The organism is Pseudomonas sp. RC10 (assembly GCF_038397775.1).
GTDB lineage: Bacteria > Pseudomonadota > Gammaproteobacteria > Pseudomonadales > Pseudomonadaceae > Aquipseudomonas > Aquipseudomonas bambusae.
The window spans coordinates 2116087-2142294 of the sequence record NZ_CP151650.1; the positions used below are offsets into that span (position 1 = coordinate 2116087).

Sequence of the window (26208 nt, forward strand, 5' to 3'; positions counted from 1 at the left end):
TCGGACAGGATCAGTCAGCGATGCGATGTGCCGACCGTATGTTAGAGTAGCGCCACTTTTTTTCAGGGGGTGGTCGCTGTGTGGGAGCTGGTCAAATCTGGTGGCTGGATGATGCTACCGATCATTTTGAGTTCCATTGCCGCCGTCGGAATCATCATCGAGCGTCTTTGGACCTTGCGCGCCAGCCGCATCACGCCACCGCATCTGCTCGGTCAGGTATGGCGCTGGATTCAGGACAAACAGCTGAGCGGTGAAAAGCTCAAGGAGCTGCGCGCCGATTCGCCGCTGGGTGAAATCCTCGCCGCAGGCCTGGCCAACTCCCGTCACGGTCGCGAGATCATGAAAGAGTGCATCGAGGAGGCCGCCGCCCGCGTGATTCACGAACTCGAACGTTATCTGGCGACCCTCGGCACCATCGCCGCCATGGCGCCGCTGCTGGGTCTGTTGGGCACCGTGCTCGGCATGATCGACATTTTCAGCTCGTTCACCAGCACCGGCATGACCGGAAACGCGGGCATGCTCGCGGGTGGTATCGCCAAGGCGTTGATCTGCACCGCGTCCGGCCTGACCGTCGCGATTCCGACGATTTTCTTCCACCGCTACCTGCAAAGCCGTGTGGACGAACTGGTGGTCGGCATGGAACAGGAAGCCATCAAATTGGTGGAAGTGGTGCAGGGCGACCGCGACGTCGACCTGACCGATGCCAAGCCTGACCTCAAGGCCGCCGCTCGTGGCGAGGGCCGCAAGAAGTGAAATTCCGTCGCCGCAAACCCCGGGAGACCATCGACATCAACCTGGTGTCGCTGATCGACGTGGTGTTCATCCTGTTGCTGTTCTTCGTGGTCACCACCACGTTTACCCGCGAGACCCAATTGCGCGTGGACCTGCCCCAAGCCGTCACCGGCGCCTCGGCGGACGATGTGGATAAAAAGCACGTGGACATCACCATCAACGCCGACGGCGTCTATTCGGTGAACAACACCCTGCTGGCCGACAGCAAGCTGGACACGCTGATCGACGCGTTGCAGAAGGAATCCGGTGGCGACACCAGCCTGCCGTTGTCCATCAGCGCCGATGGCAAAACCCCGCACCAAGCGGTCATCACGGCCATGGACGCGGCGGGCAAGCTGGGTTTCGCCCATTTGCGCATGACCACTGTCGAGGCCGCATCGGCTAACTGATGGCATTGACCGACCGCTTGCTTGATGCGTGGTACAAGGGCCATCCGGCCCTGACGCTGCTGCGACCGCTGGAAGCCTTGTATCGGCGCGTGGTCAATGGCAAGCGTGCGCGGTTCGTGGCGGGCGAGGGTGACATCTACACGGCGCCAGTGCCTGTCATTGTCGTCGGCAACATCACTGTGGGTGGCACCGGCAAGACGCCCCTGATCCTGTGGATGATCGAACACTGTCGTCAGCGCGGGCTGCGCGTGGGCGTGGTCAGTCGCGGCTACGGCGCCAAGCCGCCGAGCTTTCCATGGCGGGTTCGCGCCGAGCAAGACGCTGCGCAGGCAGGTGACGAGCCGCTGCTGATTGTCAAACGCACCGGCGTGCCGTTGATGATCGACCCGAACCGCTCGCGGGCCGTGCGTGCATTGCTGGCGGACGAACCCCTCGACCTGATTCTGTCCGATGACGGCCTCCAGCATTACCGCCTCGCTCGGAGCCTCGAACTGGTGCTGATCGACGCGGCACGAGGCCTCGGCAATCGCCGGTGCCTGCCCGCGGGCCCGTTGCGTGAGCCGGTCGAGCGGCTGCGAAGCGTCGACGCGCTGCTGTACAACGGTGCGCTTGTAGACCGTGACGATGGCTACGCCTTCACCTTGAAGCCCACCGCTTTGGTCAACCTCAAGACCGGCGATGCCCATCCGGTCGATCATTTCGCCCCTGGTCAGGCCATGCACGCCGTCGCTGGCATCGGCAACCCGCAACGTTTCTTCAACACCCTCGAAGGACTACACTGGCGGCCTGTTCCCCATGCATTCGCCGATCATGCCGAGTTCAGCGCAGAGGCCTTGGCATTCACGCCAGCCCTGCCACTGGTCATGACCGAGAAAGACGCCGTGAAGTGTGCTTCCTTCGCGGCGCCCGACTGGTGGTACCTGGCCGTGGAAGCCGTGCCTTCCCCGGCCTTCGTCAGTTGGTTCGATACGCAGTTAACCCGGCTTTTGCCATGACTCGCTCAGGATTTCTTATGGACACCAAATTGCTCGACATCCTCGCTTGCCCGATCTGCAAAGGGCCGCTCAAGCTCAGCGCCGACAAAACCGAGCTGATCAGCAAAGGCGCCGGTCTGGCCTACCCGATCCGCGACGGCATCCCGGTGATGCTGGAAAGCGAAGCGCGCACCCTGACCACTGACGAGCGTCTGGACAAATGACTGCAGCGTTCACCGTTGTCATCCCTGCGCGTTACGGCTCCAGCCGTTTTCCCGGCAAGCCGCTGAAAACCATCGCCGGCAAGCCGATGATCCAGCACGTCTGGGAACAGGCGCGCAAAAGCAGTGCCCAGCGTGTGGTGGTGGCCACGGACGATCAGCGCATCGTCGAAGCCTGTGAAGCGTTCGGCGCTGAAGTGCTGATGACCCGCGATGACCACAATTCCGGCACCGACCGTCTGGCCGAGGTCGCTTCGCTGTTGGGGTTGGCCAATGACGCGATCGTGGTCAACGTGCAGGGCGACGAACCGATGATTCCCCCAGCGGTGATCGACCAGGTCGCGGACAATCTGGCGTCGCACCCCGAAGCCCGCATGTCGACGCTTGCAGAACCCATCGACGACGTGGCTGCCTTGTTCAACACCAACGTGGTCAAGGTCAGTTCGGACATCAATGGCCTGGCCCTGACGTTCAGCCGCGCACCGCTGCCCTGGGCCCGTGACGCACTGGCCAAAACCCGCGACGCGCTGCCCGAGGGCGTGCCGTTCCGCCGTCATATCGGCATCTACGCTTATCGCGCCGGTTTCCTTCACGACTTCGTGAGCTGGGGCCCGTGCTGGCTGGAAAACACCGAAAACCTCGAACAGCTGCGTGCCTTGTGGCATGGCGTGCGGATTCATGTGGCCGATGCGCTGGAAGCACCGCCAGCCGGCGTTGACACCGCCGAAGATCTGGAGCGCGTACGGCGCTTGCTGGAGGGTTGAGGGTGATGAGTCGCTGTCATGAGGAGCAGGTGCGTTCATGGGTTTGCTGATTCAATCCAACGTATCGCTCAAGCCGTTCAACACCTTCGGCGTTGACGTCAAGGCCCGGGTGTTCGTCGAGGCCCACTCCGACGCTGACATCCGTGAAGCGCTGGCGTACGCGAAAGAACACAAGGTCGAACTGTTGGTCATCGGCGGCGGCAGCAACCTGCTGCTGACCGGTGACATCGATGCACTGGTCCTGCGCATGGCGACGCGGGGCATTCGCATCACCCATGAGAATTGCGACGGCGCGACCGTCGAGGCCGAAGCGGGGGAGCCTTGGCATCCCTTCGTGCAAGAGACCTTGGCCCAAGGGCTGGCGGGGCTGGAAAACCTCAGCCTGATCCCCGGCACTGTTGGCGCAGCCCCGATGCAGAACATCGGCGCCTACGGCGTTGAGCTCAAAGACGTCTTCGACAGCCTTGTGGCCATGGATCGCGAAACCGGCGAAACCCGCGAGTTTTCTTTGTCGGAATGCGCGTTTGGCTATCGCGACAGCGTTTTCAAGCATCAGGTTGGCCGGTGGCTGATCCTGCGGGTGCGTTTTCGCCTCAGCTTCGCCGCTCGCCTGCACCTGGACTACGGCCCGGTGCGCCAGCGCTTGCAAGAGCAGGGCATCGCCAACCCGACGCCGATTCACGTCAGCCGGGCCATTAGCGCGATTCGCAGCGAGAAGCTGCCGGACCCTGCAACCCTTGGCAACGCGGGCAGCTTCTTCAAGAACCCTTTGGTGTCCGCCGAGCTGGCGGCTCGCATTCGCGAAACCCATCCTGGGCTGGTGGCTTATCCACAGGCTGACGGTCAGGTCAAACTGGCAGCAGGGTGGCTGATTGAACAGGCCGGGTGGAAAGGGTTTCGCGAGGGCGACGCGGGCGTGCATGCCCTGCAATCGCTGGTGCTGGTCAATCATGGTGCGGCGACGGGTTTGGATATTCTGCACCTGGCGCAACGCATTCAAACCGATATTCTTGAACGGTTTGGGGTGTCGCTGGAAATGGAACCCAACCTGTACTGAACCAACCGTTGTAAAAAGGGCCGGCCGTTCTGGCGTGGCCCTTGCACCCCGCATTACAGAATCATCCCTGATCAGAGGCTGAGCATGAGTGAAACCCTGTGCGCCATCGTTCTTGCCGCCGGTCAAGGCTCCCGCTATCGGGAGGTGGCGGGTGCCCATCGCAATAAGCTTCTGGCGCAGTGCATGGGGCGCGACGGTGTTGAGCGTTGCGTGGTCGAGCATGTGCTCTCAAATTTGAGCGGGGTGGTCGACAAAATCGTTCTGCTGACCCGGCCTCAATATTCCTGCGTGGCGGAGTTGGGTTTGCGCCACGGCGGCGAAGTCGTGGTGCTGGAATCCCCCGGCATGGGCGACAGCATCGCGGCTGCGGTGTCAGCGGAACCCGATCATCGCGGCTGGCTTATCGTGCTCGGCGACATGCCGTTCATCCATCCGGATACCCTCAAACGTGTGGCTGACTCGTTGCAGCCCGACATGATCAGTGTGCCTGTCCATCAAGGGCAGTACGGGCACCCGGTGGGATTTGGCCACGAGTTTGCGTCATCACTGATGGGGTTGGCGGGGGAGAAGGGGGCGAAGCGGTTGTTCAAAGCCGCGAAGGTGAATGAGGTTGCGGTCGATGATCCCGGCGTGTTGTGGGATATCGACGTACCCTCGGCACTGGTTTTCAAATAGGCATGTTCAGCATGTTGCAATCGATTCGACACTGGACGTTGTGGGAGACGCCGGAGGCACGACGGCAGCGAAGGCGGTGGATCGTTCACAGATGCTTCTGGCACAGGCCCATCCCTGTAGGAGCGCGCTTGCCCGCGATTGCGACAGGCCTGTGAATGATCCGTCGCCTGACACCTCGCCATCGCGGGCAAGCGCGCTCCTACACACATATCCAGCGGGCATGAAAAAGCCCCACCTGCTTTCACAGGTGGGGCTTTTTCGTTTCGTGAAGATTACGAGAGCGGTTTAGGCTCTTTGCTTTCTTCGGCTTCAGCGTGCTCGGTCACGGCTTCCTGAGTGGAGGCTACGTGCTCGACGGCTGGAGCAGCCGCTTCGACAGGTGCGGGCTCTGCGACTTGCGGGGCAGCAGCGGCGTTAGCCTCGGCTTCCTTTTGCAGACGCTCGGCTTCCAGACGACGACGGCGAACTTCGCGAGGATCGTTCGGTGCGCGACCCGTGCTGGCTTGCGGCAGTGCTGGCTTCTCGGCTGCAACTGGCGCTGGCTCGGCAGCAACAGGGGCGGCAACGATTTCCGGCGCGGCGGTTTGGGCTGGTGCTTCAACAACCGGTGCTGGCGCGACAGGCGCCGCGGCTACGGGAGCCTCGACAGCGGGCGCTTCAACAGCAGGCTTCTCTACGACCGGCTCAACAGCTTTCGGCGTTTCAACCGGTGCCTGCACTTCTGCGACAGGCGCAGGAGCCGGCGCTTCAACGACCGCAGGCGCTTCGGCTACGACAGGTGGATCGACCTGTTCGGCTGCCGCTTTGACCTGACGTTCGAATGGGCTGAGGGACGCATCGAACTGAGCCACTTCCACTTCCGGCATGATCGAACGCTTGGCGGTCGACGCCTGTGTTTCAACGGCAGGCGCTTCAACGGCAGGTGCTTCGACGACGTCGGTTTTCTCGACCGGAGCCGCTTCAACAGCCGGGGTTTCAACGGCAGCGGTTGCACGCTCAGCCTGGCGGTGTGCGTCGGCTTCGGCGTGCGCGCTGATCGCGGTTTCCGCGACGGCAGCAGTCACTGCCAGACCTGCAGCGATTTCTGCACGGTTACCTTCGCGACGAACGCCTTCGTTCGAGGCTTCGTCAGCGTTTTCTTCGCCTTCGTTGCCTTCCGAACCTTCGATCACATTGCCGTTGGCATCACGTTGGCGCTCACGACGGTTGCTGCGACGACGCTGGCCACGGGAGCGACGACGAGGACGATCGCCTTCGGCGTGTTCCTGATTGTCGTCCTGCTGCTCTTCATTGTTCAGCAAGGTTTCGTCTTCGGCAGCAGCGGTCTGCTCTTCACGCGGCTTGCGTTCTTCGCGCGGCGGACGCGGCTGACGCTCTTCACGCGGTGCGCGCTCAGGACGTTCTTCGCGAGGCACGTTGACGGCCGGGGCAGCATCCAGAGGCTCGCGCAGTTCACGCACGCGCTCTTCACGAGGCTTGCGGTCTTCACGCGGAGCACGTGGCTGACGTTCTTCGCGCGGAGCACGCGGTGCGCGTTCTTCACGTGGAGCGCTGTCTTCACGGGCTTCGCGAGGGGCGCGTTCTTCACGCGGTGCGCGTTCTTCACGTGGAGCACGTTCTTCGCGAGGCGCACGTTCTTCACGCTCGGCACGCGGTGCACGTTCTTCACGCGGCTTGCGTTCTTCGTCGCGACGACCGTTACGGCTGCGGCTCTGCTGACGACCGTTGCGACGCTCTTCGTTGCGGGCAGGGCGTTCAGCAGCTGGCTTTTCAACCACGGCGGCTGGGGCAACCGGCTCTTCCTTGGTCGCGAACAGGCTGACCAGGGATTTCACCAGGCCTTTGAACAGGCTTGGCTCGTGAGCGACCGGTGCCGGCGCGACCGGTGCGGCGACTTCGGTCGGCATAGGCGCGTTTGCGCGAGCCGGTGCGGTCTTGACCGCAGCTTCCTGGCGAACCAGGGTGCGGGTCGCGGCGGTAGGCTGCACTTCTTCCACTTCAGCAGCGGCCGCGGCGATCTCGTAGCTGGACTGCAGGCTGTGGGCTTCCGGGCTGTCATCACGCAGACGTTGCACTTCGAAGTGCGGCGTTTCGAGATGATCGTTCGGCAGAATGATGATGCGGGCGCGGGTGCGCAGTTCGATCTTGGTGATGGAGTTGCGTTTTTCGTTGAGCAGGAATGCGGCGACCGGGATCGGTACCTGAGCGCGCACTTCGGCAGTGCGGTCTTTCAGGGCTTCTTCTTCGATCAGGCGCAGAATCGCCAGCGACAGCGATTCAACATCGCGGATGATGCCGGTGCCGTTGCAGCGCGGGCAAACGATGCCGCTGCTCTCGCCCAGAGATGGACGCAGGCGCTGACGGGACATTTCCAGCAGGCCGAACCGCGAGATACGGCCCACTTGAACGCGGGCGCGGTCGGCTTCCAGGCTTTCGCGGACTTTCTCTTCCACGGCGCGCTGGTTCTTGGCCGGGGTCATGTCGATGAAATCGATGACGATCAGGCCGCCGATGTCGCGCAGACGCAGTTGACGGGCGATTTCCTCAGCCGCTTCAAGGTTGGTCTGCAGGGCGGTTTCTTCGATGTCGCTGCCTTTGGTGGCGCGCGCCGAGTTGATGTCGATGGACACCAGGGCTTCGGTGGGATCGATGACGATGGAGCCACCGGAAGGCAGTTCGACCACGCGCTGGAAAGCGGTCTCGATCTGGCTTTCGATCTGGAAACGGTTGAACAGCGGGACGCTGTCTTCGTACAGCTTGATCTTGCTGGCGTACTGCGGCATCACCTGGCGGATGAAGGTCAGGGCTTCTTCCTGGGCTTCGACGCTGTCGATCAGGACTTCGCCGATGTCCTGGCGCAGGTAGTCGCGGATGGCGCGGATGATGACGTTGCTTTCCTGATAGATCAGGAACGGCGCGGCGCGATCCAGGGACGCTTCCTTGATGGCGGTCCACAGTTGCAGCAGGTAATCGAGGTCCCACTGCATTTCTTCGCTGCTGCGGCCCAGGCCGGCAGTACGAACGATCAGGCCCATGTCGGCAGGGGCGACCAGGCCGTTCAGCGCTTCACGCAGTTCGTTGCGCTCTTCGCCTTCGATGCGGCGGGAGATGCCACCGGCGCGTGGGTTGTTCGGCATCAGTACCAGATAGCGACCGGCCAGGCTGATGAAAGTGGTCAGGGCTGCGCCCTTGTTGCCACGCTCTTCTTTCTCGACCTGAACGATGACTTCCTGGCCTTCGCTCAGGACGTCCTTGATGTTGACGCGACCTTCCGGGGACTTCTTGAAGTATTCGCGGGAGATTTCTTTCAGCGGCAGGAAGCCGTGACGCTCGGAGCCGAAGTCGACGAAGGCCGCTTCAAGGCTCGGTTCGATACGCGTGATCCGGCCTTTATAGATGTTGGCCTTCTTCTGTTCGCGGGCCCCGGATTCGATGTCCAGGTCGTATAGGCGCTGGCCGTCTACCAGCGCAACACGCAACTCTTCAGGTTGAGTCGCGTTAATCAGCATTCTTTTCATGTAGTACCGTCGGTTTCCGGGCTGCCGGAAACGGCGTTCGGCACACACGACTTCTCACGGTCGGTGTCAGGGCGCGTCAGGAGTGCTTGGACACTCCAGTGTCTAGCGATGTCCGGCCAAAGGGGCCATCGTCGCGACGACGTTTCCTGCTTGCTGTGGTGACAAATGACACCCTGTCAGCAAAAGCTTTGTCAGGAGGAGGAATCAACCATCGGTAGCGGACGATATGAAGCGTCTTTATAAAGCCTTTTGCTACACAGTCCGACGGTTGTGCGTCTCCACCCCACACGTATCCCTGATAATTCGGGTGCTGCCGCGCGCTGAATCCGCAGCGGGTTTGCATTTACGCGAACTTCGATGGGAAGTCCGCGCCTCATGGCTCAAATTAAGGCGTGGTTTCCGACACATTCGCCCGGAGCGATCGCCAGCGACTGCACTTTGTGAACTGGCCTTGAACGTGGGCCTCGATGGCGAGTGTTTCACTCTGCGATCCGGCTTGTTTCAGGCCTCATGTCACCTGCGCTCGTTACGCTCACTGATCTTCCGTTGTCACCGAAAGCCTCGTAGGACGGCCTCGCGCCCTCGTGAATTGCGTTGGTCAGGGCCGGTTGTCATACCGTTTGTCCGCTGTCCAGGCCGCTTTTGGCGGCGTTCGCGACTATAGCAGCAATCATTAAGTGCTTCAAATCCATAAAAAATTGTTATGATTTGCGCCATGACGAATATCACCCCCCCAACCCCCGGCGTCCAGCTGGTAGAGGTTGCGCCGGAATACGCCGGTCAACGCATCGACAATTTTCTGATCACGTACCTCAAGGGCGTTCCCAAGACCTTGATTTACCGCATATTGCGCAAAGGCGAAGTGCGCGTGAACAAGGGGCGGATCAAGCCCGAGTACAAGCTTCAGGCGGGCGACATTGTGCGCGTTCCACCCGTTCGGGTGCCTGAGCGTGACGAACCTGTGCCTGTGGCGCAAGGTCTGTTACAGCGCCTGGAAGCGGCCATCGTTTATGAAGACAAAGGCCTGATCGTCCTCAACAAGCCCGCTGGCATCGCGGTCCATGGCGGCAGTGGCCTGAGCTTCGGGGTCATCGAAGCCTTTCGTCAGTTGCGTCCCGATGCCAAGGAGTTGGAGCTGGTGCACCGCTTGGACCGCGATACGTCCGGTTTGCTGATGATCGCGAAGAAACGCAGCATGTTGCGGCATTTGCACGAGCAATTGCGTGGGGATGGTGTGGATAAGCGCTACATGGCGCTGGTCCGTGGCAATTGGCCAACGGCCCAGAAACAGGTGCGTGCACCGTTGCTTAAAAGCAACCTGCGCTCCGGCGAGCGCATGGTCGAAGTGAACGAAGAGGGCAAAGAGGCCCTGACACTGTTCAAGGTGCTGCGCCGTTTCGGCGACTTTGCGACCATGGTCGAGGCGCGTCCGATCACCGGGCGTACCCACCAGATTCGTGTTCACACGCTGCACGCCGGACACAGCATCGCTGGGGACAGTAAGTACGGCGACGAGGACTTTACCCGCGAGATTCGCGACCTTGGCGGCAAGCGTCTGTTCTTGCATGCTTATGCGTTGGTCGTGCCGCTGCCCGATGGCGGCAAGTTGGAACTGCAAGCGCCCGTCGATGAAATGTGGGCCAAGACTGTGGAGCGATTGTTGAGTGCGCCGTGATTACGAGCTGCTGATTTTTGACTGGGACGGCACGCTGTCCGACTCCGTTGGCCGTATCGTCGACGCCATGCGCGAAGCCGCATTGCTGGCAGGGCGCCCGGTGAGGGATGATCTGGCCGTCAAAGGCATCATTGGCCTGGGCTTGCCGGAAGCGATTCGTACGTTGTACCCGGACATTTCCGGCAACGATCTGATCGATTTTCGTCAGCACTACGCCGACTGTTACATGGCCATGGACGTTGAGCCTTCGACGCTGTTCGAGGGTGTGCGTGAGTCCCTTGAGGCCTTCCGGGCCGAGGGCTACCGGATGGCAGTCGCGACCGGCAAGGCCCGACGCGGGCTGGATCGTGTGCTCAAGGCCCATGGCTGGCTCGACTACTTCGACGCCACCCGGGCGGCGGATGAAACGGCCAGCAAGCCAGACCCGCTGATGCTCAATGAAATCCTGCAATACTGTGGCGTCGCGCCCGAAAAGGCGCTGATGGTCGGCGATGCGTCGTTCGACCTGCAGATGGCCCGCAACGCCGGGATGGATTCGGTCGCCGTCGGGTATGGCGCTCAGGCGCTGGATTCCCTGCTGCAATACGAGCCGCGACTGGCCATCCATCATTTTTCCGAGTTGCGTACCTGGCTGGGTGCGCGCGTTGTTGAGTCTTCGTTGGGGTAAAGCTGTATGTCGGATGAATGGAAATCACCGTCTTCGCAAGAGCGAGACGAGGCAGGTGATGCAAAGAGCTGGAAACTGCTGGAAAAGACGCTGCTGGCGAACGTTCAAGAACATCGGCGCACTCGTCGCTGGGGGATCTTCTTCAAATCCCTGACCTTTATTTATCTGTTCGTGGCGCTCGCCATGTTCTCGCCGCTGATGGACTTCGGCAAAAGCGCGTCGCGCAGTAGCAGTCACACGGCGCTGATCGAGGTGAAGGGCATGATCGCCGACACTGAAGCCGCCAGCGCCGACAACATCGTCGGCAGCCTGCGCGCCGCGTTCGACGACGAGAAGACCAAGGGTGTGATCCTGCGCATCAACAGTCCCGGCGGTAGCCCGGTGCAGTCGGGTTACATTTACGACGAAATCCGCCGCCTGCGCGCCAAGAAGCCAGACATCAAGGTGTACGCGGTGATCACTGACCTCGGCGCCTCGGGCGCTTACTACATCGCCAGTGCGGCGGATCAGATTTACGCGGACAAGGCCAGTCTCGTGGGCTCCATCGGTGTGACGGCGGCCGGTTTCGGTTTCGTAGGCACCATGGAGAAATTGGGTGTGGACCGCCGTACGTACACGTCGGGTGAGCACAAGGCGTTCCTTGACCCGTTCCAGGCGCCGAAGCCTGATGAGACGGCGTTCTGGCAGACCGTACTGGACACGACCCACAAGCAGTTCATTGCCAGCGTGAAAGCAGGGCGAGGTGATCGGTTGAAAGACAAAGACCATCCCGAGCTGTTTTCCGGCCTGGTGTGGACTGGCGAACAAGCGGTGGGTCTTGGATTGGTCGATGGGCTGGGGAGTGCCAGCTCAGTCGCTCGTGACGTGATCGGCGAGAAAAAGCTGGTGGATTACACCGTTCAGGAATCACCGTTCGACCGCTTCTCCAAGAAGCTGGGCTCCAGCGTTGCCGAGCAGATCGCAATGTGGGCAGGCTTCACAGGCCCGTCGCTGCGCTGATTTCGTTGTGTGTGAAAAACCCGGCCATTGGTCGGGTTTTTTGTGGCAATCAAAAAAGAACTACGGGATTGCCACACCCTCGGCCATCAACATGTCAACCAGCCTTATTAAAGGAAGGCCGATCAAGCTGGTGGCATCGGGGCCTTCGGTGCTGCGGAACAGGCTCACGCCCAGTCCTTCGGCCTTGAAGCTGCCCGCGCAATCGTAGGGTTGCTCGGCGTGGAGGTAGCGGCTGATGCGGTCTTCGTCCAAATCGCGCATGTGCACGGTGAACGGCACGCAGTCGACCTGGCACTGGCCTGTCTGGCTGTTGTACAGCGCAAGGCCTGTCAGAAAGCTCACGTTTTTGCCGCTGCTGTCGCTGAGCTGCTGCAGGGCGCGTTCGAAGGTGTGAGGTTTGCCCAGTATCTGCTCGTCCAGCACGGCCACCTGGTCGGAGCCGATGATGAGGTGATCCGGATACTGTGCGGCCAAGGCCATGGCTTTTTCCCGGGCCAGGCGCTTCACCAGTTCGGAGGCCGGCTCCAGCGGGCGGTGGCTTTCATCAATGTCTGGGGACGCCCAGACGAACGGCAGGCGCAGGCGTTCGAGCAATTCCCGGCGATAAGGCGAGCTGGAGGCTAGGAGCAGAGGCAGCATGGGGTTCTCCGAAACATGAAAGTCGAGTGTAATCAGCAGGTCAGGTTGCGAACAGCCCTGAATTTCCTTTGACAGTCGTCGGGGTCATCCCTAGAATGCTGCGCCTATGTTGAATGACCCGATTCCACCTCACGTTGACCCACGCAAATTAGCTGATCGTGGCACTACCCTTCAGGGCGAAGTGCTGCTGGCTGATTTGGAGAGACTCTGCGACCCGCTTGCTGACAATCTCGGTACAGTGCAGGCGAAATTCGTTTTTGAAAAAGACGAACGACGCGCCGTGGTTATCCACAGCGAAATCGACGTTGAAGTCAAAATGGTTTGCCAGCGTTGTCTTGAGCTGGTCACCTTGCCGATCCACAGCGAATGCAGTTACGCCGTGGTGAAGGAGGGTGCAAACACCCAGTCGTTGCCGCAAGGCTATGACGTGCTGGAACTCGGCGAAGATCCATTGGATCTGAAGGCCTTGATCGAGGAGGAGCTTCTGCTCGCCTTGCCCATCGTGCCTCTTCATGATCCGAAAGAATGCCAGCAGCCGGCGGGCGCCGATGAGCCCGAACCGAGCGTGGACGAGGTAACGCGGTCCAACCCGTTCAGTGTATTGGCGCAGTTAAAGCGTGACCCAAACGTTTAGGAGTTAATCAATTATGGCTGTTCAGCAGAACAAAAAATCCCGCTCTGCACGTGACATGCGCCGTTCGCACGACGCTCTCGAGGCTAGCACCCTGTCTGTAGAAAAAACCACTGGTGAAGTTCACCTGCGTCACCACGTATCGCCAGAAGGCGTATACCGTGGCCGTAAAGTGATCGACAAGGGCGCTGACGAGTAATTTCTTGTCCGCTCCGGTCATCGCGATCGACGCAATGGGCGGGGACTTCGGTCCCCGCAGCATTGTTCAGGCCAGTATTGCCTGCCTGCTCGCTACCCCCTCGCTTCACCTGACCCTCGTCGGTCAAGACTCCCTTCTCGAAGAACTCATCGCCCGCCACTCTGGCGTCGATCGGTCTCGCCTGCTCGTCGTGAACGCCAGCGAAGTCATCACCATGGATGATCGCCCGTCTCTGGCGTTGCGGGGCAAGCCTGATTCTTCCATGCGTGTCGCATTGCGTCTGTTGGCCGAGGACAAGGTGCAGGCCTGCGTGAGCGCAGGCAACACCGGAGCCTTGATGGCGCTGTCGCGTTTTGTCCTCAAGACCCTGCCGGGCATCGATCGTCCCGCCATGGTCGCTGCCATTCCAACGCAGCGTGGTTACTGCCAACTGCTCGATCTGGGCGCCAACGTCGATTGCAGCGCAGAGAATCTGTATCAGTTCGCCGTGATGGGCTCGGTGGCCGCTGAAGCGTTGGGCGTGGCGCGGCCAAAGGTCGCACTCCTCAACGTCGGCACCGAAGACATCAAAGGCAATCAGCAGGTCAAGCTGGCGTCGAGCCTGTTACAGGCCGCGCCGGGCCTCAATTACATCGGTTTCATTGAGGGCGACGGCCTGTATCGCGGGGAGGCGGACGTGGTGGTCTGTGACGGGTTCGTCGGCAATATCCTGCTGAAATCCAGCGAGGGCCTGGCGACCATGATCGGTGAGCGAATTGAAACCTTGTTCCGACAGAATGTGCTGTCGAAGGCCGTGGGGGCGTTGGCGATGCCGTTGCTCAAGCGGCTCAAGGCTGATCTGGCACCGGCGCGGCACAACGGCGCCAGTTTTCTGGGCTTGCAGGGCATTGTGGTGAAGAGTCATGGCTCGGCAGGGGTTCAGGGCTTCCAGAGCGCCATTCAGCGGGCCTTGATCGAAATTCAGGAGAATTTGCCGGAGCGTCTCCATGGGCGCCTGGAAGAATTGCTGTAGTAGAATGTGACCCTCGTGACTGGCGGGTCATCCTACTGACCAGTCGTAACACTTTGAATTTTCTCGCGTTCGGCCAGGTCGAGCGTTTTTTCAGACGACAATAATCAGGGGCTTTTCAATGTCTGCTTCCGTCGCATTCGTCTTTCCGGGCCAAGGCTCGCAGTCCCTCGGCATGCTCGCCGAACTGGGCGCGCAGTACCCGTTGGTGCTGGACACGTTCAAAGAAGCCTCCGACGCATTGGGCTATGACCTCTGGGCACTGACCCAACAAGGTCCGGAAGAAAGCCTCAATCAGACCGACAAAACCCAGCCTGCCATCCTGACCGCATCAATCGCCCTGTGGCGTCTGTGGCTGGCCGAAGGTGGCGTGCGTCCTGCTTTCGTCGCCGGTCACAGCCTGGGTGAATACAGCGCCCTGGTCGCTGCAGGCAGCCTGTCGTTGGCTGACGCGGTCAAGCTGGTGGAACGTCGTGGTCAGTTGATGCAGGAAGCCGTGCCTGCGGGGCAGGGCGGCATGGCGGCCATTCTCGGTCTTGAAGACGCCGACGTCATCGCTGCCTGTGCCGAAGCGGCTCAGGGGGATGTGGTCAGCGCCGTGAATTTCAACTCGCCGGGCCAGGTGGTGATCGCGGGTGCCAAGGCTGCGGTCGATCGCGCCATTGACGTGTGCAAGGCCAAGGGCGCCAAGCGCGCACTGCCGTTGCCCGTCAGCGTCCCTTCGCACTGTGAGCTGATGCGTCCAGCGGCTGAGCGTTTCGCCGAGTCGATTGCCGCCATCGACTGGCAGGCGCCGCAAATCCCTTTGGTGCAAAACGTCAGCGCCAGCGTGGTTTCGGACCTTGAAACGCTGAAAACCGATTTGCTGCAACAGTTGTACAAACCGGTTCGCTGGGTCGAGTCGATCCAGGCCCTGGCCGCCAATGGCGCGCTGCAACTGGTGGAATGCGGTCCGGGCAAAGTGCTGGCCGGTCTGAACAAGCGTTGCGCCGAGGGCGTCAACACTTCCAACCTCAATACCCCCGATGCTTTCGCCGCCACCCGTGCGGCGCTGGCCTGATAAGGAGAATTGCATGAGTCAGGGTAAAGTTGCACTGGTCACCGGCGCGAGCCGTGGCATTGGCCGGGCTATCGCTCTGGAACTGGGCCGTAATGGTGCCATCGTAGTCGGTACTGCGACGTCCGAAGCCGGTGCCGAGAAAATTACCGCCTACTTCAAGGAAAACGGTATCGAAGGTTTCGGCCTGGCACTGGACGTCGGTAGCGATGAGTCGGTCAGCGCCGTTCTGGCACAGATCACCGAGCGTGTTGGCGCACCGTTGATCTTGGTCAATAACGCCGGTATCACCCGTGACAACCTGATGATGCGGATGAAAGATGACGAGTGGCATGACGTCATCAACACCAACCTGACCAGCCTGTATCGCCTGACCAAGGGCGTCCTGCGGGGTATGACCAAGGCGCGTTGGGGGCGTATCATCAGCATTGGTTCGGTTGTAGGTGCCATGGGCAACGCCGGTCAAGTAAACTACGCCGCCGCGAAAGCGGGTCTGGAAGGTTTCAGCCGCGCATTGGCGCGTGAAGTCGGTTCGCGGGCAGTGACCGTGAACTCGGTGACGCCGGGTTTCATCGATACCGACATGACCCGTGAGTTGCCGGAAGCACAACGTGATTCCCTGACGACCCAGATTCCGCTGGGTCGACTGGGGCAGGCCGAAGAGATCGCGCACGTGGTCGCTTTTCTTGCCTCGGAAGGTGCAGGCTACGTTACCGGGGCTACAATCCCCGTTAACGGCGGCATGTACATGTGACTTCCCGTATCGAAAAAATGTCATACGGGCTGTCTAAAATCCGTTATAAAGCTGAAATCTATTAATGGGCAGAGGGGCGATGGGCGTAGCGGGAATTGCGTTTAGCTTGAAATGCGCAAAACCTCTTCTATACACTTACCCACCGGCCAGCTGCCCGAATTTGTCCACTAGGAGTTAAAACACGGTATGAGCACCATCGAAGAGCGCGTCAAGAAAATCGTTGCTGAACAACTTGGCGTCAAATCTGAGGAAGTGGTCAACACCGCTTCTTTCGTTGAAGACCTGGGTGCCGACTCCCTTGACACCGTTGAGCTGGTCATGGCTCTGGAAGAGGAATTCGAGACCGAAATCCCTGACGAAGAAGCCGAGAAGATCACCACTGTTCAAGCTGCTATCGATTACGTCACTGCCCACCAGGCTTAAGACTTTGTAATCGTTGCTCGCTGTCAGGGAAAAACCGCACTGCCTTTGGCGTGCGGTTTTTTCTTTAAACAGTGCAGCGTTTCGTCAATAGAAAAAAGGAGAGTCCTGTGTCGCGTAGACGCGTCGTGGTCACCGGTATGGGTATGCTGACGCCATTGGGTAACGATGTGCCCAGTACCTGGCAAGGCATTCTGGCTGGCCAGAGTGGCATTGGCCTTATCGAACACACGGACCTTTCGGCTTACACGACTCGCTTCGGCGGTTCGGTCAAAGGATTCAAGGTCGAGGATTACCTGTCGCCCAAAGAAGCGCGGCGTCTCGATCTCTTCATTCAATACGGTCTGGCGGCCAGCTTTCAGGCCGTGCGTAACGCGGGTATCGAAATCACCGACGCCAATCGCGAGCGTATCGGTGTGGCCATGGGCTCCGGGATCGGCGGCCTGACCAACATCGAGAACACCAGCCGTTTGCTGCACGACCAGGGGCCGGGCAAGATTTCCCCGTTCTTCGTGCCAGGCTCGATCATCAACATGATTTCCGGTTTCCTGTCGATCCACTTGGGCGCGCAGGGGCCGAACTACGCCATCGCCACGGCGTGCACCACCAGCACCCATTGCATCGGCATGGCGGCGCGCAACATTGCGTACGACGAAGCCGACGTGATGATCGCCGGCGGCGCAGAAATGGCGGCCTGCGGTCTGGGCATGGGCGGTTTTGGCGCGTCCCGCGCGCTGTCGACCCGCAACGACGAACCGACCCGTGCCAGCCGTCCATGGGACAAGGGCCGTGACGGTTTCGTGCTGTCCGACGGTGCCGGTGCGCTGGTGCTCGAAGAGCTGGAGCACGCAAAGGCGCGCGGCGCGACCATCTACGCAGAGCTAATCGGCTTCGGCATGAGCGGCGATGCGTTCCACATGACGTCGCCCCCGGAAGACGGTGCTGGTGCGGCCCGCTGCATCACCAATGCGTTGCGCGATGCCAAAGTGCGTCCGGACGAAGTGCAGTACATCAACGCCCACGGCACCTCGACCCCGGCAGGCGACCTGGCCGAAGTTCACGCGATCAAATCGGTGTTCGGTGAGCATGCCTATAAGCTGGCCGTCAGTTCGACCAAGTCCATGACGGGTCACCTGCTGGGCGCGGCCGGTGCCATCGAAGCGATCTTTAGCGTGCTGGCGATCAATGGTCAGGTGGCTCCACCGACCATCAACCTCGATGAGCCGGGCGAAGGTTGCGATCTGGACTTCGTGCCTCACGAGCCCCGCAACATGCCGATCGATGTCGTGGTGTCCAACTCCTTCGGGTTTGGCGGCACCAACGGCTCGCTGGTGTTCCGTCGGTTCGCGGAATGATCCCGAGCTGGATCGATGGCGTGCCGGCCGACGCCCTGTCCGTCAAGGATCGGGGCCTGGCCTACGGCGACGGCCTGTTCGAGACCATTCTGGTCAAGGCGGGCCAGCCATTGCTCTTCGAACGGCATCTGGAGCGTCTTGCTCGGGGTGGCAAACGCCTGGCCATGACGCTCGATCTTCCGCTGATCGAACGCGAGTGTCTGGCGTTTGCGGCGCAGATGAAGGAAGGGGTCATGAAGCTGATCGTCACCCGTGGCGACGGTCTGCGTGGCTATGCGCCGACCTCAGGGGCCCAACCTCGGCGGCTGCTTCAATCCAGCGCGTTACCTGCCTACCCTGCGGCTCATGCAGAACACGGCATTCGGTTATTTCCCTGTCGCACGCGCCTCGCTGAGCAACCCCTGTTGGCGGGGCTCAAGCACCTCAATCGTCTGGAGCAGGTGCTGGCGCGCGCCGAGTGGAACGATGCTGAACACACCGAAGGCCTGATGCGCGATACCTCCGGCCGTGTCGTCGAGGCCGTCTACAGCAACCTGTTCATGATCAAGGGCGGCGTGCTGTTGACGCCGGACCTGACCCGCTGCGGCGTGGCCGGGGTCATGCGAGCAGAGTTGCTGGCCTTGGCGGAGCAGAACAACCTCCCTGCGCGTGCCCTGGACCTGAGCCTTTCCGACCTGCAAAAAGCCGATGAGGTGTTCGTGTGCAACAGCGTGTACGGCATCTGGCCAGTGCGCGCCTTCGAGCAACTGAACTGGCCCGTTGGCCCTGTCACCCGTAAACTGCAAAACCTTGTCCGCGGGCTTCTGGATATCTGATTCGTGATCCGAAAATTATTCGTCTTGCTGGAAACGGGTGTGGTTCTGGCAGGGCTGTTGTTGGGTCTGGCCTTCTGGCAGCAGAACAACGCGCTGCAACAACCGTTGAATTTGACGCAAGAGCGCCTGCTCGACGTGCCATCGGGTGCGTCGCCCACCGGCGTGCTCAACCGTCTGGAAAGCGAAGGCATTCTCAAGGACGCGCTCTGGCTGCGTCTTTACTGGCGCTTCAACCTCGCAGGCCAGTCGCTGCACAGCGGCGAATACCGCATGACACCGGGCATGAACGCCAAGTCGCTGCTGGGGCTGTGGCAGAAGGGCGAAGTGGTGCAATACAGCCTGACCTTGGTCGAGGGCTGGAATTTCCGCCAGGTACGTGCGGCATTGGCCAAGCAGCCCAAGCTTGAACAAACCCTCGTTAACCTGAGCGACAGCGAACTGATGACCAAAATCGGCCATCCGAACGTCTTCCCGGAAGGCCGGTTCTTTCCTGACACCTATCGCTACGTGCGCGGCATGACCGATGTCGAGTTGCTCAAGCAGGCGTACAACCGCCTCGACGATGTGCTGCAAGAGGAATGGGACAAGCGCGCTGCCGACGTTCCTTATGTCGACCCTTATCAGGCGTTGATCATGGCGTCGTTGGTGGAAAAAGAAACGGGCGTGCCACAGGAGCGCGGGCAGATCGCCGGGGTGTTCGTACGTCGCTTGCAACAGGGCATGTTGTTGCAGACCGATCCTACGGTGATCTACGGCCTGGGCGAACGTTACAACGGCAAGATCACGCGGGCGTTCTTGAAAGAGGCGACGCCTTACAACACCTACGTGGTCTCGGGGCTGCCGCCGACGCCTATTTCGATGGTGGGGCGTGAAGCGATCCATGCCGCGATGAACCCGGTGGCCGGCAACAGCCTGTATTTCGTTGCGAAAGGGGATGGCAGTCACGTGTTCTCGGCTGATCTCGATGCCCATAACGCGGCGGTCAAGGAATACCAGATCAAACGTCGGACGGACTATCGTTCCAGCCCGGCGCCTGCGTCGCCACCGGCTATTGTGCCAACGCCGGGCGTCGATCCTGTGCCGGCCACAGAAAAGCCTGCGGCGGAGTCGGCGCCTGCTCCCTTGCCTCAGGTGCCTGCTCTGGATGAAAAACCGCCCGAGCAGGACGCTTCAAAGGTCGCGACGCCTGAGCCGTCGAGGGGTGAGCCTTCCACGGCTGAACCGTCGAGTGCTGAAAAACCGCAGCCGCCCGAGGCCAGCGACAAGGCCGATAAAGCCGAATCGCGCCCGCAATGACTCTGATTAAGGACTGCCTGTGACTGGTATGTTTATTACGCTGGAAGGCCCGGAGGGTGCTGGCAAAAGCACCAATCGGGAACACCTCGCCGAGCGCCTGCGCAGCCACGGTATCGACGTGGTGTTGACCCGTGAACCCGGCGGCACGCCGTTGGCCGAGCGTATTCGTGAATTGTTGCTGGCGCCCAGCGACGAAACCATGGACGCCGATACTGAACTGCTGCTGGTCTTCGCGGCCCGTGCGCAGCACCTGGCAGGCGTGATTCGTCCGGCGCTGGCCCGGGGCGCGGTGGTCCTGTGTGATCGTTTCACCGATGCCACCTACGCCTATCAAGGTGGCGGCCGTGGCCTGTCGGTCGAGCGCATTGCCGTGCTGGAAGCGTTCGTTCAAGGGGCGTTGCGCCCGGACCTGACGCTGGTGTTCGACCTGCCCGTGGAAATCGGTCTGGCCCGCGCCACCGCCCGTGGGCGCCTGGATCGTTTCGAGCAGGAAGGCCGTGCGTTTTTCGACGCGGTGCGCAGCACCTACCTGAACCGTGCTGCCGCAGCGCCTGACCGTTATCGTCTGGTGAACGCCGCGCTGCCGCTGGATCAGGTGCAGGCGTCTCTCGACGAACTGGTGCCGGACCTGCTCAAGCGGCTGGCGGATCGTCAGCATGGCTGATGCCTATCCCTGGCAACAAAACCTCTGGCAGCAACTGGCCGGACGCACTCAACACGCCCACGCCTATTTGCTGCATGGTCCAGTCGGAATCGGCAAGCGGGCGCTGGCTGAGCGCCTGATGCATCTGTTGCTGTGTCAGCGTCCCTCCGGGCTTGAAGCGTGCGGGCAGTGTAAGTCCTGTTCGCTGCTCGCGGCTGGCAGCCACCCGGACAATTACGTATTGGAGCCGGAAGAAGCGGACAAGGCGATCAAGGTCGATCAGGTGCGCGATCTGGTCAGTTTCGTGGTGCAAACCGCGCAGATGGGCGGGCGTAAGGTGGTGCTGATCGAGCCGGTCGAATCGATGAACATCAACGCCGCCAACGCGTTGCTGAAAAGCCTTGAAGAGCCGTCCGGCGACACCGTGCTGTTGCTCGTCAGTCATCAACCGAGCCGTCTGTTGCCGACGATCAAAAGCCGCTGCGTGCAACAGGCCTGTCCGTTGCCGAGCGAAGCGATGAGTGTCGCGTGGCTGGCTGATGCGTTGCCGGACTGCACCGACGAAGAACGCGTCGAACTGCTGACCCTGGCCGCAGGTTCGCCGCTGGCGGCCGTCAGTCTTCAGGCCCAAGGCGTGCGTGAACAGCGTGCACTAGTGGTCGATGGGGTCAAGAAGCTTCTTAAAGGCCAGCAATCGCCGACGCAATTGGCTGAGGGTTGGAAAGATGTCCCGCTGTTGCTACTTTTCGACTGGTTTTGCGACTGGTCGAACCTGATCCTGCGCTATCAGCTCACCGAAGACGAAACCGGGCTGGGGTTGGCCGACATGCGCAAGGTGGTGCAGTACCTGGCGCAGAAATCCCCGCAGGGCAAAGTCCTCGCGATGCAGGACTGGGTGCTGCTTCAGCGCCAGAAAGTGCTGTCGAAAGCGAACCTCAACCGTGTTTTGTTGCTCGAAGCGTTATTGGTGCAGTGGGCATCTCTGACCGGACAGGGGTAGACTGGCCATCTGCATGACATCAGTACCCATGAGGAAGTTGAGATGAGCGTCCCCCTGAGCCCGGGTCCACGTAACGGCATCCTGTCCCTGACCATCAAGGACAAGTCTGTCCTGTACGCCGCCTACATGCCGTTCATCAAGAATGGCGGCCTGTTCATCCCCACCAGCAAGAGCTACAAGCTGGGGGATGAGGTGTTCATGCTGCTCAACCTGATGGACGAGCCTGAAAAAATCCCGGTCGCGGGCAAGGTTACCTGGATCACGCCCAAAGGTGCCCAGGGCAACCGCGCGGCGGGCGTTGGCGTGCAGTTCAACGACGGCGACAACACCGCCCGCAACATGATCGAAAACTACTTGGCCGGTGCCCTCAAATCCGACCGTCCCACTCACACGATGTAAATTGTTCCGGTTCCCATGCTCGTAGATTCCCATTGTCACCTTGATCGTCTCGATCTCACCCAACACGCAGGCTCTCTCGATAATGCGCTGGAAGCGGCGCGCGGACGGGGTGTCGGGCATTTTCTGTGCATCGGTGTCAGCGCCGACAACGCCAGTGACGTCAAAGCCTTGGCTGATCGTTATGACGACGTGGACTGCTCGGTGGGCATTCACCCACTGGACGTTAAACCGGGCGAGGCCCCCGCGCTGGAGTGGCTGCTCGGCGAGTTGAATCACCCCCGGGTGGTGGCGATTGGCGAAACCGGCCTGGATTATCACTACGAGCCAGAAGCGGCCGAACTGCAGCAAGCGTCCTTCCGCTTGCACTTAGAGGCTGCGAACCGGACAGGCAAACCGGTGATCGTTCACACCCGTGGCGCTCGGTCTGACACGCTTGAATTGCTGCGTGAAGCCGCGTTGGCTCAGGCGGGCGTGCTGCATTGCTTCACCGAAGACTGGGACATGGCGAAGGCCGCGCTGGACCTGGGGTTCTACATTTCGCTGTCAGGCATCGTAACCTTCCGCAATGCCGATGCGCTGCGGGATGTGGCGAGCAAAGTCCCGGCCGATCGCCTGCTGGTGGAAACGGATTCGCCGTATCTGGCGCCGATTCCCTATCGCGGCAAGCCCAACCTGCCACAATACGTGCGCGAAGTGGCCGAGTTCCTGGCGATGCTCAGAGGGGAGAGCTTCGAGCGTTTCGCCGAGCAGACCACTGACAATTTCAAGCGCCTGTTCCCGCTGGCACGGGTGAAGTCGGCCTGAGACGCGGCGTTAAATGACGGGCAAAAAAAACCCGGGTTCTGGGGGGTGAATCCGGGTTAAGACCATTAGGAGTAAACAAAGACACGCTATCCATTGGTGTCTTTACCGGTGCCAGCACTTGGGGGAGATGCCGCACCGACGTGTTAAGTATTGGTCATATTCCGCAGGCGTCCAGCGCAAGGCTGTACGTTTTTTAAACAGTTTTGGAATACCCAGGCGTTTGTTGATACCGCAAAGCACGTCATCCAACGTTCGCAATGAGGACTGACGCGGCGCAGCGGGTCAAAAACGCTGCTGATGCGGCTTAATCGGTCTTGAACATGAACATCGTCGGATGAGCCGTGCAATTTGAAACCGATTAGGCATAATGTGCGGCTTCGATTTTGAACCGACAGTCTCTTCCTATGCAGAAAGAACCTCGTAAAGTCCGTGAGTTTCGCCGCCGTGAGCAGGAAATTCTCGACATCGCGTTAAAGCTGTTTCTTGAACAGGGTGAAGACAGCGTTACCGTCGAGATGATCGCGGATGCCGTGGGTATCGGCAAAGGCACCATCTACAAGCATTTCAAATCGAAGGCGGAGATTTACCTGCGCCTGATGCTCGACTACGAGCGCGATTTGAACGAACTGCTGCACTCCGCCGACGTCGACAAGGACAAGGAAGCACTGTCCCGCGCGTATTTCGAATTTCGCATGCGTGATCCGCAGCGCTATCGCCTGTTCGACCGTCTGGAAGAGAAAGTGGTCAAGGGCAATCAAGTGCCTGAGATGGTCGAGCAGCTGCACAAGATCCGTGCCTCGAACTTCGAACGTTTGACGCTGTTGATCAAAGGCCGCATTTCCGAAGGCAAACTGGAAGACGTTCCGCCGTATTTCCACTACTGCGCCGCCTGGGCTTTGGTGCACGGCGCAGTGGCGCTGTATCACTCGCCGTTCTGGAGCAATGTGCTGGAAGATCAGGAAGGCTTCTTCCAGTTCCTGATGGACATTGGCGTGCGCATGGGCAACAAGCGCAAGCGTGACCCTGAAATCGGCCACGACCCCAAGCCGGAAGTCCCCGGCAACTGAGTGATGTTTCCTTGATGAAGCGGGTCAGAGGGCACCCTACGGTTGCTCGCTCGCTTCATGACAGTCTCTGTCCGGAATGACGCTTGCTAAAAGCTGATTTATGAGTCAGTTTTTGCGCGCTGCCTAACCTCCCGGAGCTTTCATGATCGTTGATCGCCAAGGCCGACGTTTCCGCAATTTGCGAATCAGTCTGACGTCTGCGTGCAATTATGCCTGCACCTACTGCGTGCCCGATGGCAAGCGATTGGTGGCTGCGCGCAATGAACTGTCTGCCGAGGCGATGATCCGGGGCGTGGAATACCTGATCGAAGCGGCGGGCATCGAGCGGTTGCGCATCACCGGGGGTGAGCCGCTGGTGAGTCCTCGCTTCGAGCGTTTCATGAGCCAGGTGGGGCGCATGGGGCTGGCCGACATCAGCCTGACCACTAATGCGCAGTTGCTGTCCCGCAAACTGCCGATCCTGCTGGATGCGGGCATCCGCCGGATCAACGTGTCCCTCGATACGCTAGATCCGTCAGCGTTCAGAGCCATTGCCCGTGGCGGCGATCTGGCCACCGTGCTGGAGGGCATGGAGCAGGCGAGGGCGGCCGGGCTGCAGATCAAGGTCAACATGGTCCCTTTGCTCGACCGTAATCTGGATCAGGTCGTCCCGCTGCTCGATTACTGCCTTGAGCGCGGCTGCGAGTTGCGCTTCATCGAACTGATGCGCATGGGGCATCTGGCGAACGACGCCAACGGTTTCCATCGGCAATTCGTCAGCCTGGACCGGCTGCTGTCGCTGATTGGCGCGCATCACGAATACCAGCAGGCCGACGCGCCTGTGGATGCGACCGCCGTGCGCTACCGGATTCCGGGCAAGGGGTATTTTGGCGTGATTGCCAACGAAAGCGTGCCGTTCTGTCGGACGTGTTCGCGCTTACGCCTCTCGTCGACGGGCTGGCTGCATGGCTGCTTGTCTTCCAGCAATCGGCACTACGTGGGTGATCTGCTGGACAAGCCGCGCCACCAGGCCCTGCCTGCGCTGCAACGTCTGTTGGTCAAGGCGCTGGATGACAAGCAGGCCGTGGCGTTTTCCGGTGGCGCGACGGTGATGAAGATTATTGGCGGCTGACGGGCCCTTCCCCAATTGTTCGACATGGCGCAAAAGCTGCATTACCCGGCCATTCGCCGGTTTTCCGTCGTCGGACTTTGGAGGAAACAATGCGTAGTCTGGTTTTACTGCTGGCCGTCCTGGCCTTGAGTGGCTGCATGCACGTCAGCGATCTGGCACAGGGCGCCCATGACGAGCTCAGCGACGCGGGTCTGCTGGACCACAGCTCGACGCGGCGGATCAACAATTTCCGCCTGCAACCGGACTCCTTCATCTATATCGCTCAAGGTGCGTTTGCCCCGCCGGGTGGAGCGTACCCGCGCCCGAACGTCGTCGCCGAAGAGGCGTTCAACGGCTTCATCGAATACTTCCCGATGGTCCGCCGCGCTCGCGCACCTGAAGGGCTGGACGAGGCCATGAACGAAGCCCGTGCGGCAGGCGCGCATTATTTGCTCTACACCCGCTTCGCCAAGGCAGACGACCGTATCGGCAATTTTGACGAGTGGTCCGACCAGGAAGCCCTCGACCGTCTGGGCATCGACAGCGGCGTCATTCAACTGATGCTGATTGAAACCAACACCCGTTACCTGATCGACAGCGCCCGCATTCACAGCCGTGGCGGCCTGCTCACCCTGCACGACACCAAGCCCGAGGATTTGCTAGGCCCACCCATGGAGGATTACGCTCGCAGCTTATTGGGCGTCGAAGCCCGCTGAGGAGTCGCGTATGAGTGGTCCGGGAAAAGCCAACGACCTGTTGGCGCAATTGCCCAAGACCGGCAAAGGCTTGCCACCTGTACACCTGTGGAACCCGGATTTTTGCGGTGATATCGACATGCGTATCGCCCGCGATGGCACGTGGTTTTATCTGGGAACGCCCATCGGCCGCAAGCCGATGGTGAAGCTGTTTTCCACCATTATCCGGCGAGACGGCGATGATTACTTTCTGATCACGCCCGTAGAGAAAGTCGGTATCACCGTTGACGATGCGCCCTTCGTGGCTGTCCTGCTGGAAGTGGAAGGCGAGGGCGAGTCACAGATCTTGCGTTTCACCACCCAGGTCGATGAAGTGATTGACGCCAGTGCCGAGCACCCGTTGCGGGTCAGCATCGACCCCGTCACTCAAGAACCTGCGCCTTATGTGCATGTGCGTAGCAATCTTGAGGCGCTGATCCATCGCAATGTCTTCTATCAACTGGTGGACTTGGCGGTTACCCGCGCCATTGACGGGCAGCGCTGGTTGGGTGTCTGGAGCCATGGCGAGTTCTTCACGATAGGCCTGGAGCCCTGACGGTTCAGC

29 protein-coding genes are annotated in these 26208 nt (G+C 60.6%); 27 read left to right on the forward strand and 2 right to left on the reverse strand.

Features of this window, described 5'->3' with window-relative positions:
* The first annotated feature begins 78 nt into the window (after positions 1 to 78).
* From AAEO81_RS09850 to AAEO81_RS09880, 7 genes are all read left to right on the forward strand, one after another.
* Positions 79 to 753, forward strand: coding sequence for a MotA/TolQ/ExbB proton channel family protein (locus AAEO81_RS09850; protein WP_341963171.1), 675 nt, complete (start codon positions 79 to 81; stop codon positions 751 to 753).
* Positions 750 to 1181 carry a biopolymer transporter ExbD gene (locus tag AAEO81_RS09855; protein ID WP_166596753.1) on the forward strand — a complete coding sequence of 144 codons (432 nt, stop codon included), beginning with the start codon at positions 750 to 752 and terminating at the stop codon, positions 1179 to 1181. Before AAEO81_RS09850 ends, AAEO81_RS09855 begins: the two co-directional genes overlap by 4 nt.
* On the forward strand, positions 1181 to 2176 hold the full coding sequence (gene lpxK, locus AAEO81_RS09860) for a tetraacyldisaccharide 4'-kinase (protein WP_341963173.1): 996 nt from the start codon (positions 1181 to 1183) through the stop codon (positions 2174 to 2176). Before AAEO81_RS09855 ends, lpxK begins: the two co-directional genes overlap by 1 nt.
* Before the next feature lie 17 nt (positions 2177 to 2193).
* Complete coding sequence (locus tag AAEO81_RS09865; protein WP_003174668.1) at positions 2194 to 2379, forward strand: Trm112 family protein; 186 nt, start codon at positions 2194 to 2196, stop codon at positions 2377 to 2379.
* On the forward strand, positions 2376 to 3140 hold the full coding sequence (kdsB, locus tag AAEO81_RS09870; protein WP_341963198.1) for a 3-deoxy-manno-octulosonate cytidylyltransferase: 765 nt from the start codon (positions 2376 to 2378) through the stop codon (positions 3138 to 3140). Before AAEO81_RS09865 ends, kdsB begins: the two co-directional genes overlap by 4 nt.
* 37 nt (positions 3141 to 3177) lie before the next feature.
* On the forward strand, positions 3178 to 4197 hold the full coding sequence (gene murB, locus AAEO81_RS09875; RefSeq protein WP_341963199.1) for a UDP-N-acetylmuramate dehydrogenase: 1020 nt from the start codon (positions 3178 to 3180) through the stop codon (positions 4195 to 4197).
* Between the two features lie 84 nt (positions 4198 to 4281).
* Positions 4282 to 4872 carry a nucleotidyltransferase family protein gene (locus AAEO81_RS09880; protein WP_341963201.1) on the forward strand — a complete coding sequence of 197 codons (591 nt, stop codon included), beginning with the start codon at positions 4282 to 4284 and terminating at the stop codon, positions 4870 to 4872.
* A gap of 272 nt (positions 4873 to 5144) precedes the next feature.
* Here AAEO81_RS09880 and rne read toward each other — a convergent pair whose 3' ends face one another.
* A complete protein-coding gene (rne, locus tag AAEO81_RS09885; protein ID WP_341963202.1) occupies positions 5145 to 8390 on the reverse strand; it encodes a ribonuclease E in 3246 nt (1081 codons plus the stop codon).
* Positions 8391 to 9105: 715 nt separating this feature from the next.
* On the opposite strand from rne, the gene rluC reads away from it, so the two are divergent.
* The 3 genes from rluC to sppA are packed head-to-tail and all read left to right on the forward strand — an operon-like array spanning position 9106 to position 11731.
* Complete coding sequence (gene rluC, locus AAEO81_RS09890) at positions 9106 to 10065, forward strand: 23S rRNA pseudouridine(955/2504/2580) synthase RluC (RefSeq protein ID WP_341963203.1); 960 nt, start codon at positions 9106 to 9108, stop codon at positions 10063 to 10065.
* Complete coding sequence (locus AAEO81_RS09895) at positions 10055 to 10732, forward strand: HAD-IA family hydrolase (RefSeq protein WP_341963205.1); 678 nt, start codon at positions 10055 to 10057, stop codon at positions 10730 to 10732. Before rluC ends, AAEO81_RS09895 begins: the two co-directional genes overlap by 11 nt.
* A gap of 6 nt (positions 10733 to 10738) precedes the next feature.
* Entirely contained in the window at positions 10739 to 11731 is a 993-nt protein-coding gene (gene sppA, locus AAEO81_RS09900; RefSeq protein ID WP_341963207.1) for a signal peptide peptidase SppA, read from the forward strand.
* A 60-nt stretch (positions 11732 to 11791) separates the two neighbouring features.
* Here sppA and AAEO81_RS09905 read toward each other — a convergent pair whose 3' ends face one another.
* The gene (locus AAEO81_RS09905; RefSeq protein WP_341963208.1) at positions 11792 to 12370 is read right to left on the reverse strand and encodes a nucleoside triphosphate pyrophosphatase; all 579 of its coding nucleotides are present in this window, start codon (positions 12368 to 12370) and stop codon (positions 11792 to 11794) included.
* Between the two features lie 106 nt (positions 12371 to 12476).
* On the opposite strand from AAEO81_RS09905, the gene AAEO81_RS09910 reads away from it, so the two are divergent.
* The 17 genes from AAEO81_RS09910 to AAEO81_RS09990 all read left to right on the forward strand — a co-directional run bounded on the left by AAEO81_RS09910 (position 12477) and on the right by AAEO81_RS09990 (position 26199).
* On the forward strand, positions 12477 to 13004 hold the full coding sequence (locus tag AAEO81_RS09910; RefSeq protein ID WP_166596763.1) for a YceD family protein: 528 nt from the start codon (positions 12477 to 12479) through the stop codon (positions 13002 to 13004).
* A 13-nt stretch (positions 13005 to 13017) separates the two neighbouring features.
* Positions 13018 to 13200 carry a 50S ribosomal protein L32 gene (gene rpmF, locus AAEO81_RS09915; protein WP_003179396.1) on the forward strand — a complete coding sequence of 61 codons (183 nt, stop codon included), beginning with the start codon at positions 13018 to 13020 and terminating at the stop codon, positions 13198 to 13200.
* A gap of 4 nt (positions 13201 to 13204) precedes the next feature.
* Complete coding sequence (gene plsX, locus AAEO81_RS09920; RefSeq protein WP_341963322.1) at positions 13205 to 14212, forward strand: phosphate acyltransferase PlsX; 1008 nt, start codon at positions 13205 to 13207, stop codon at positions 14210 to 14212.
* Positions 14213 to 14330: 118 nt separating this feature from the next.
* Positions 14331 to 15269, forward strand: coding sequence for an ACP S-malonyltransferase (gene fabD, locus AAEO81_RS09925; RefSeq protein ID WP_341963323.1), 939 nt, complete (start codon positions 14331 to 14333; stop codon positions 15267 to 15269).
* A 13-nt stretch (positions 15270 to 15282) separates the two neighbouring features.
* Positions 15283 to 16020, forward strand: a complete 738-nt coding sequence (gene fabG, locus AAEO81_RS09930; protein WP_166596766.1) for a 3-oxoacyl-ACP reductase FabG — start codon at positions 15283 to 15285, stop codon at positions 16018 to 16020.
* A 186-nt stretch (positions 16021 to 16206) separates the two neighbouring features.
* Complete coding sequence (gene acpP / locus AAEO81_RS09935) at positions 16207 to 16443, forward strand: acyl carrier protein (RefSeq protein ID WP_087265500.1); 237 nt, start codon at positions 16207 to 16209, stop codon at positions 16441 to 16443.
* A 107-nt stretch (positions 16444 to 16550) separates the two neighbouring features.
* Positions 16551 to 17795 carry a beta-ketoacyl-ACP synthase II gene (fabF, locus tag AAEO81_RS09940; RefSeq protein ID WP_166596767.1) on the forward strand — a complete coding sequence of 415 codons (1245 nt, stop codon included), beginning with the start codon at positions 16551 to 16553 and terminating at the stop codon, positions 17793 to 17795.
* Positions 17795 to 18610 carry an aminodeoxychorismate lyase gene (gene pabC, locus AAEO81_RS09945; protein WP_341964514.1) on the forward strand — a complete coding sequence of 272 codons (816 nt, stop codon included), beginning with the start codon at positions 17795 to 17797 and terminating at the stop codon, positions 18608 to 18610. Before fabF ends, pabC begins: the two co-directional genes overlap by 1 nt.
* Positions 18611 to 18613: 3 nt before the next feature.
* Positions 18614 to 19906 (forward strand): endolytic transglycosylase MltG, encoded by a 1293-nt coding sequence (mltG, locus tag AAEO81_RS09950; protein WP_341963325.1) that lies wholly within the window; start codon positions 18614 to 18616, stop codon positions 19904 to 19906.
* 19 nt (positions 19907 to 19925) lie between these two features.
* On the forward strand, positions 19926 to 20570 hold the full coding sequence (gene tmk, locus AAEO81_RS09955) for a dTMP kinase (RefSeq protein WP_341963326.1): 645 nt from the start codon (positions 19926 to 19928) through the stop codon (positions 20568 to 20570).
* Complete coding sequence (locus tag AAEO81_RS09960; protein ID WP_341963328.1) at positions 20563 to 21549, forward strand: DNA polymerase III subunit delta'; 987 nt, start codon at positions 20563 to 20565, stop codon at positions 21547 to 21549. Before tmk ends, AAEO81_RS09960 begins: the two co-directional genes overlap by 8 nt.
* A 42-nt stretch (positions 21550 to 21591) precedes the next feature.
* Positions 21592 to 21948: a PilZ domain-containing protein gene (locus tag AAEO81_RS09965; RefSeq protein ID WP_037011754.1), complete on the forward strand. Its 357-nt coding sequence runs from the start codon at positions 21592 to 21594 to the stop codon at positions 21946 to 21948.
* A 15-nt stretch (positions 21949 to 21963) separates the two neighbouring features.
* On the forward strand, positions 21964 to 22752 hold the full coding sequence (locus AAEO81_RS09970; protein ID WP_341963329.1) for a TatD family hydrolase: 789 nt from the start codon (positions 21964 to 21966) through the stop codon (positions 22750 to 22752).
* 404 nt (positions 22753 to 23156) lie between these two features.
* Positions 23157 to 23819 carry a TetR/AcrR family transcriptional regulator gene (locus AAEO81_RS09975; protein ID WP_341963330.1) on the forward strand — a complete coding sequence of 221 codons (663 nt, stop codon included), beginning with the start codon at positions 23157 to 23159 and terminating at the stop codon, positions 23817 to 23819.
* A gap of 142 nt (positions 23820 to 23961) precedes the next feature.
* Entirely contained in the window at positions 23962 to 24930 is a 969-nt protein-coding gene (locus tag AAEO81_RS09980) for a radical SAM protein (RefSeq protein WP_341963331.1), read from the forward strand.
* Between the two features lie 89 nt (positions 24931 to 25019).
* Positions 25020 to 25625, forward strand: a complete 606-nt coding sequence (locus tag AAEO81_RS09985; protein ID WP_166596774.1) for a DUF4823 domain-containing protein — start codon at positions 25020 to 25022, stop codon at positions 25623 to 25625.
* 10 nt (positions 25626 to 25635) lie between these two features.
* Complete coding sequence (locus AAEO81_RS09990; protein WP_341963332.1) at positions 25636 to 26199, forward strand: DUF1285 domain-containing protein; 564 nt, start codon at positions 25636 to 25638, stop codon at positions 26197 to 26199.
* Positions 26200 to 26208 lie beyond the last annotated feature (9 nt).

Bases quoted from the DNA above. Each gene is read 5' to 3' on its own strand.
- lpxK (WP_341963173.1), top strand. From the start codon at position 1,181: ATGGCATTGACCGACCGCTTGCTTGATGCGTGGTACAAGGGCCATCCG.
- AAEO81_RS09865 (WP_003174668.1), top strand. From the start codon at position 2,194: ATGGACACCAAATTGCTCGACATCCTCGCTTGCCCGATCTGCAAAGGG.
- kdsB (WP_341963198.1), top strand. From the start codon at position 2,376: ATGACTGCAGCGTTCACCGTTGTCATCCCTGCGCGTTACGGCTCCAGC.
- murB (WP_341963199.1), top strand. From the start codon at position 3,178: ATGGGTTTGCTGATTCAATCCAACGTATCGCTCAAGCCGTTCAACACC.
- AAEO81_RS09880 (WP_341963201.1), top strand. From the start codon at position 4,282: ATGAGTGAAACCCTGTGCGCCATCGTTCTTGCCGCCGGTCAAGGCTCC.
- rne (WP_341963202.1), bottom strand. From the start codon at position 8,390: ATGAAAAGAATGCTGATTAACGCGACTCAACCTGAAGAGTTGCGTGTT.
- rluC (WP_341963203.1), top strand. From the start codon at position 9,106: ATGACGAATATCACCCCCCCAACCCCCGGCGTCCAGCTGGTAGAGGTT.
- sppA (WP_341963207.1), top strand. From the start codon at position 10,739: ATGTCGGATGAATGGAAATCACCGTCTTCGCAAGAGCGAGACGAGGCA.
- AAEO81_RS09905 (WP_341963208.1), bottom strand. From the start codon at position 12,370: ATGCTGCCTCTGCTCCTAGCCTCCAGCTCGCCTTATCGCCGGGAATTG.
- AAEO81_RS09910 (WP_166596763.1), top strand. From the start codon at position 12,477: ATGTTGAATGACCCGATTCCACCTCACGTTGACCCACGCAAATTAGCT.
- rpmF (WP_003179396.1), top strand. From the start codon at position 13,018: ATGGCTGTTCAGCAGAACAAAAAATCCCGCTCTGCACGTGACATGCGC.
- fabD (WP_341963323.1), top strand. From the start codon at position 14,331: ATGTCTGCTTCCGTCGCATTCGTCTTTCCGGGCCAAGGCTCGCAGTCC.
- fabG (WP_166596766.1), top strand. From the start codon at position 15,283: ATGAGTCAGGGTAAAGTTGCACTGGTCACCGGCGCGAGCCGTGGCATT.
- acpP (WP_087265500.1), top strand. From the start codon at position 16,207: ATGAGCACCATCGAAGAGCGCGTCAAGAAAATCGTTGCTGAACAACTT.
- AAEO81_RS09960 (WP_341963328.1), top strand. From the start codon at position 20,563: ATGGCTGATGCCTATCCCTGGCAACAAAACCTCTGGCAGCAACTGGCC.
- AAEO81_RS09965 (WP_037011754.1), top strand. From the start codon at position 21,592: ATGAGCGTCCCCCTGAGCCCGGGTCCACGTAACGGCATCCTGTCCCTG.
- AAEO81_RS09970 (WP_341963329.1), top strand. From the start codon at position 21,964: ATGCTCGTAGATTCCCATTGTCACCTTGATCGTCTCGATCTCACCCAA.
- AAEO81_RS09975 (WP_341963330.1), top strand. From the start codon at position 23,157: ATGCAGAAAGAACCTCGTAAAGTCCGTGAGTTTCGCCGCCGTGAGCAG.
- AAEO81_RS09980 (WP_341963331.1), top strand. From the start codon at position 23,962: ATGATCGTTGATCGCCAAGGCCGACGTTTCCGCAATTTGCGAATCAGT.
- AAEO81_RS09985 (WP_166596774.1), top strand. From the start codon at position 25,020: ATGCGTAGTCTGGTTTTACTGCTGGCCGTCCTGGCCTTGAGTGGCTGC.
- AAEO81_RS09990 (WP_341963332.1), top strand. From the start codon at position 25,636: ATGAGTGGTCCGGGAAAAGCCAACGACCTGTTGGCGCAATTGCCCAAG.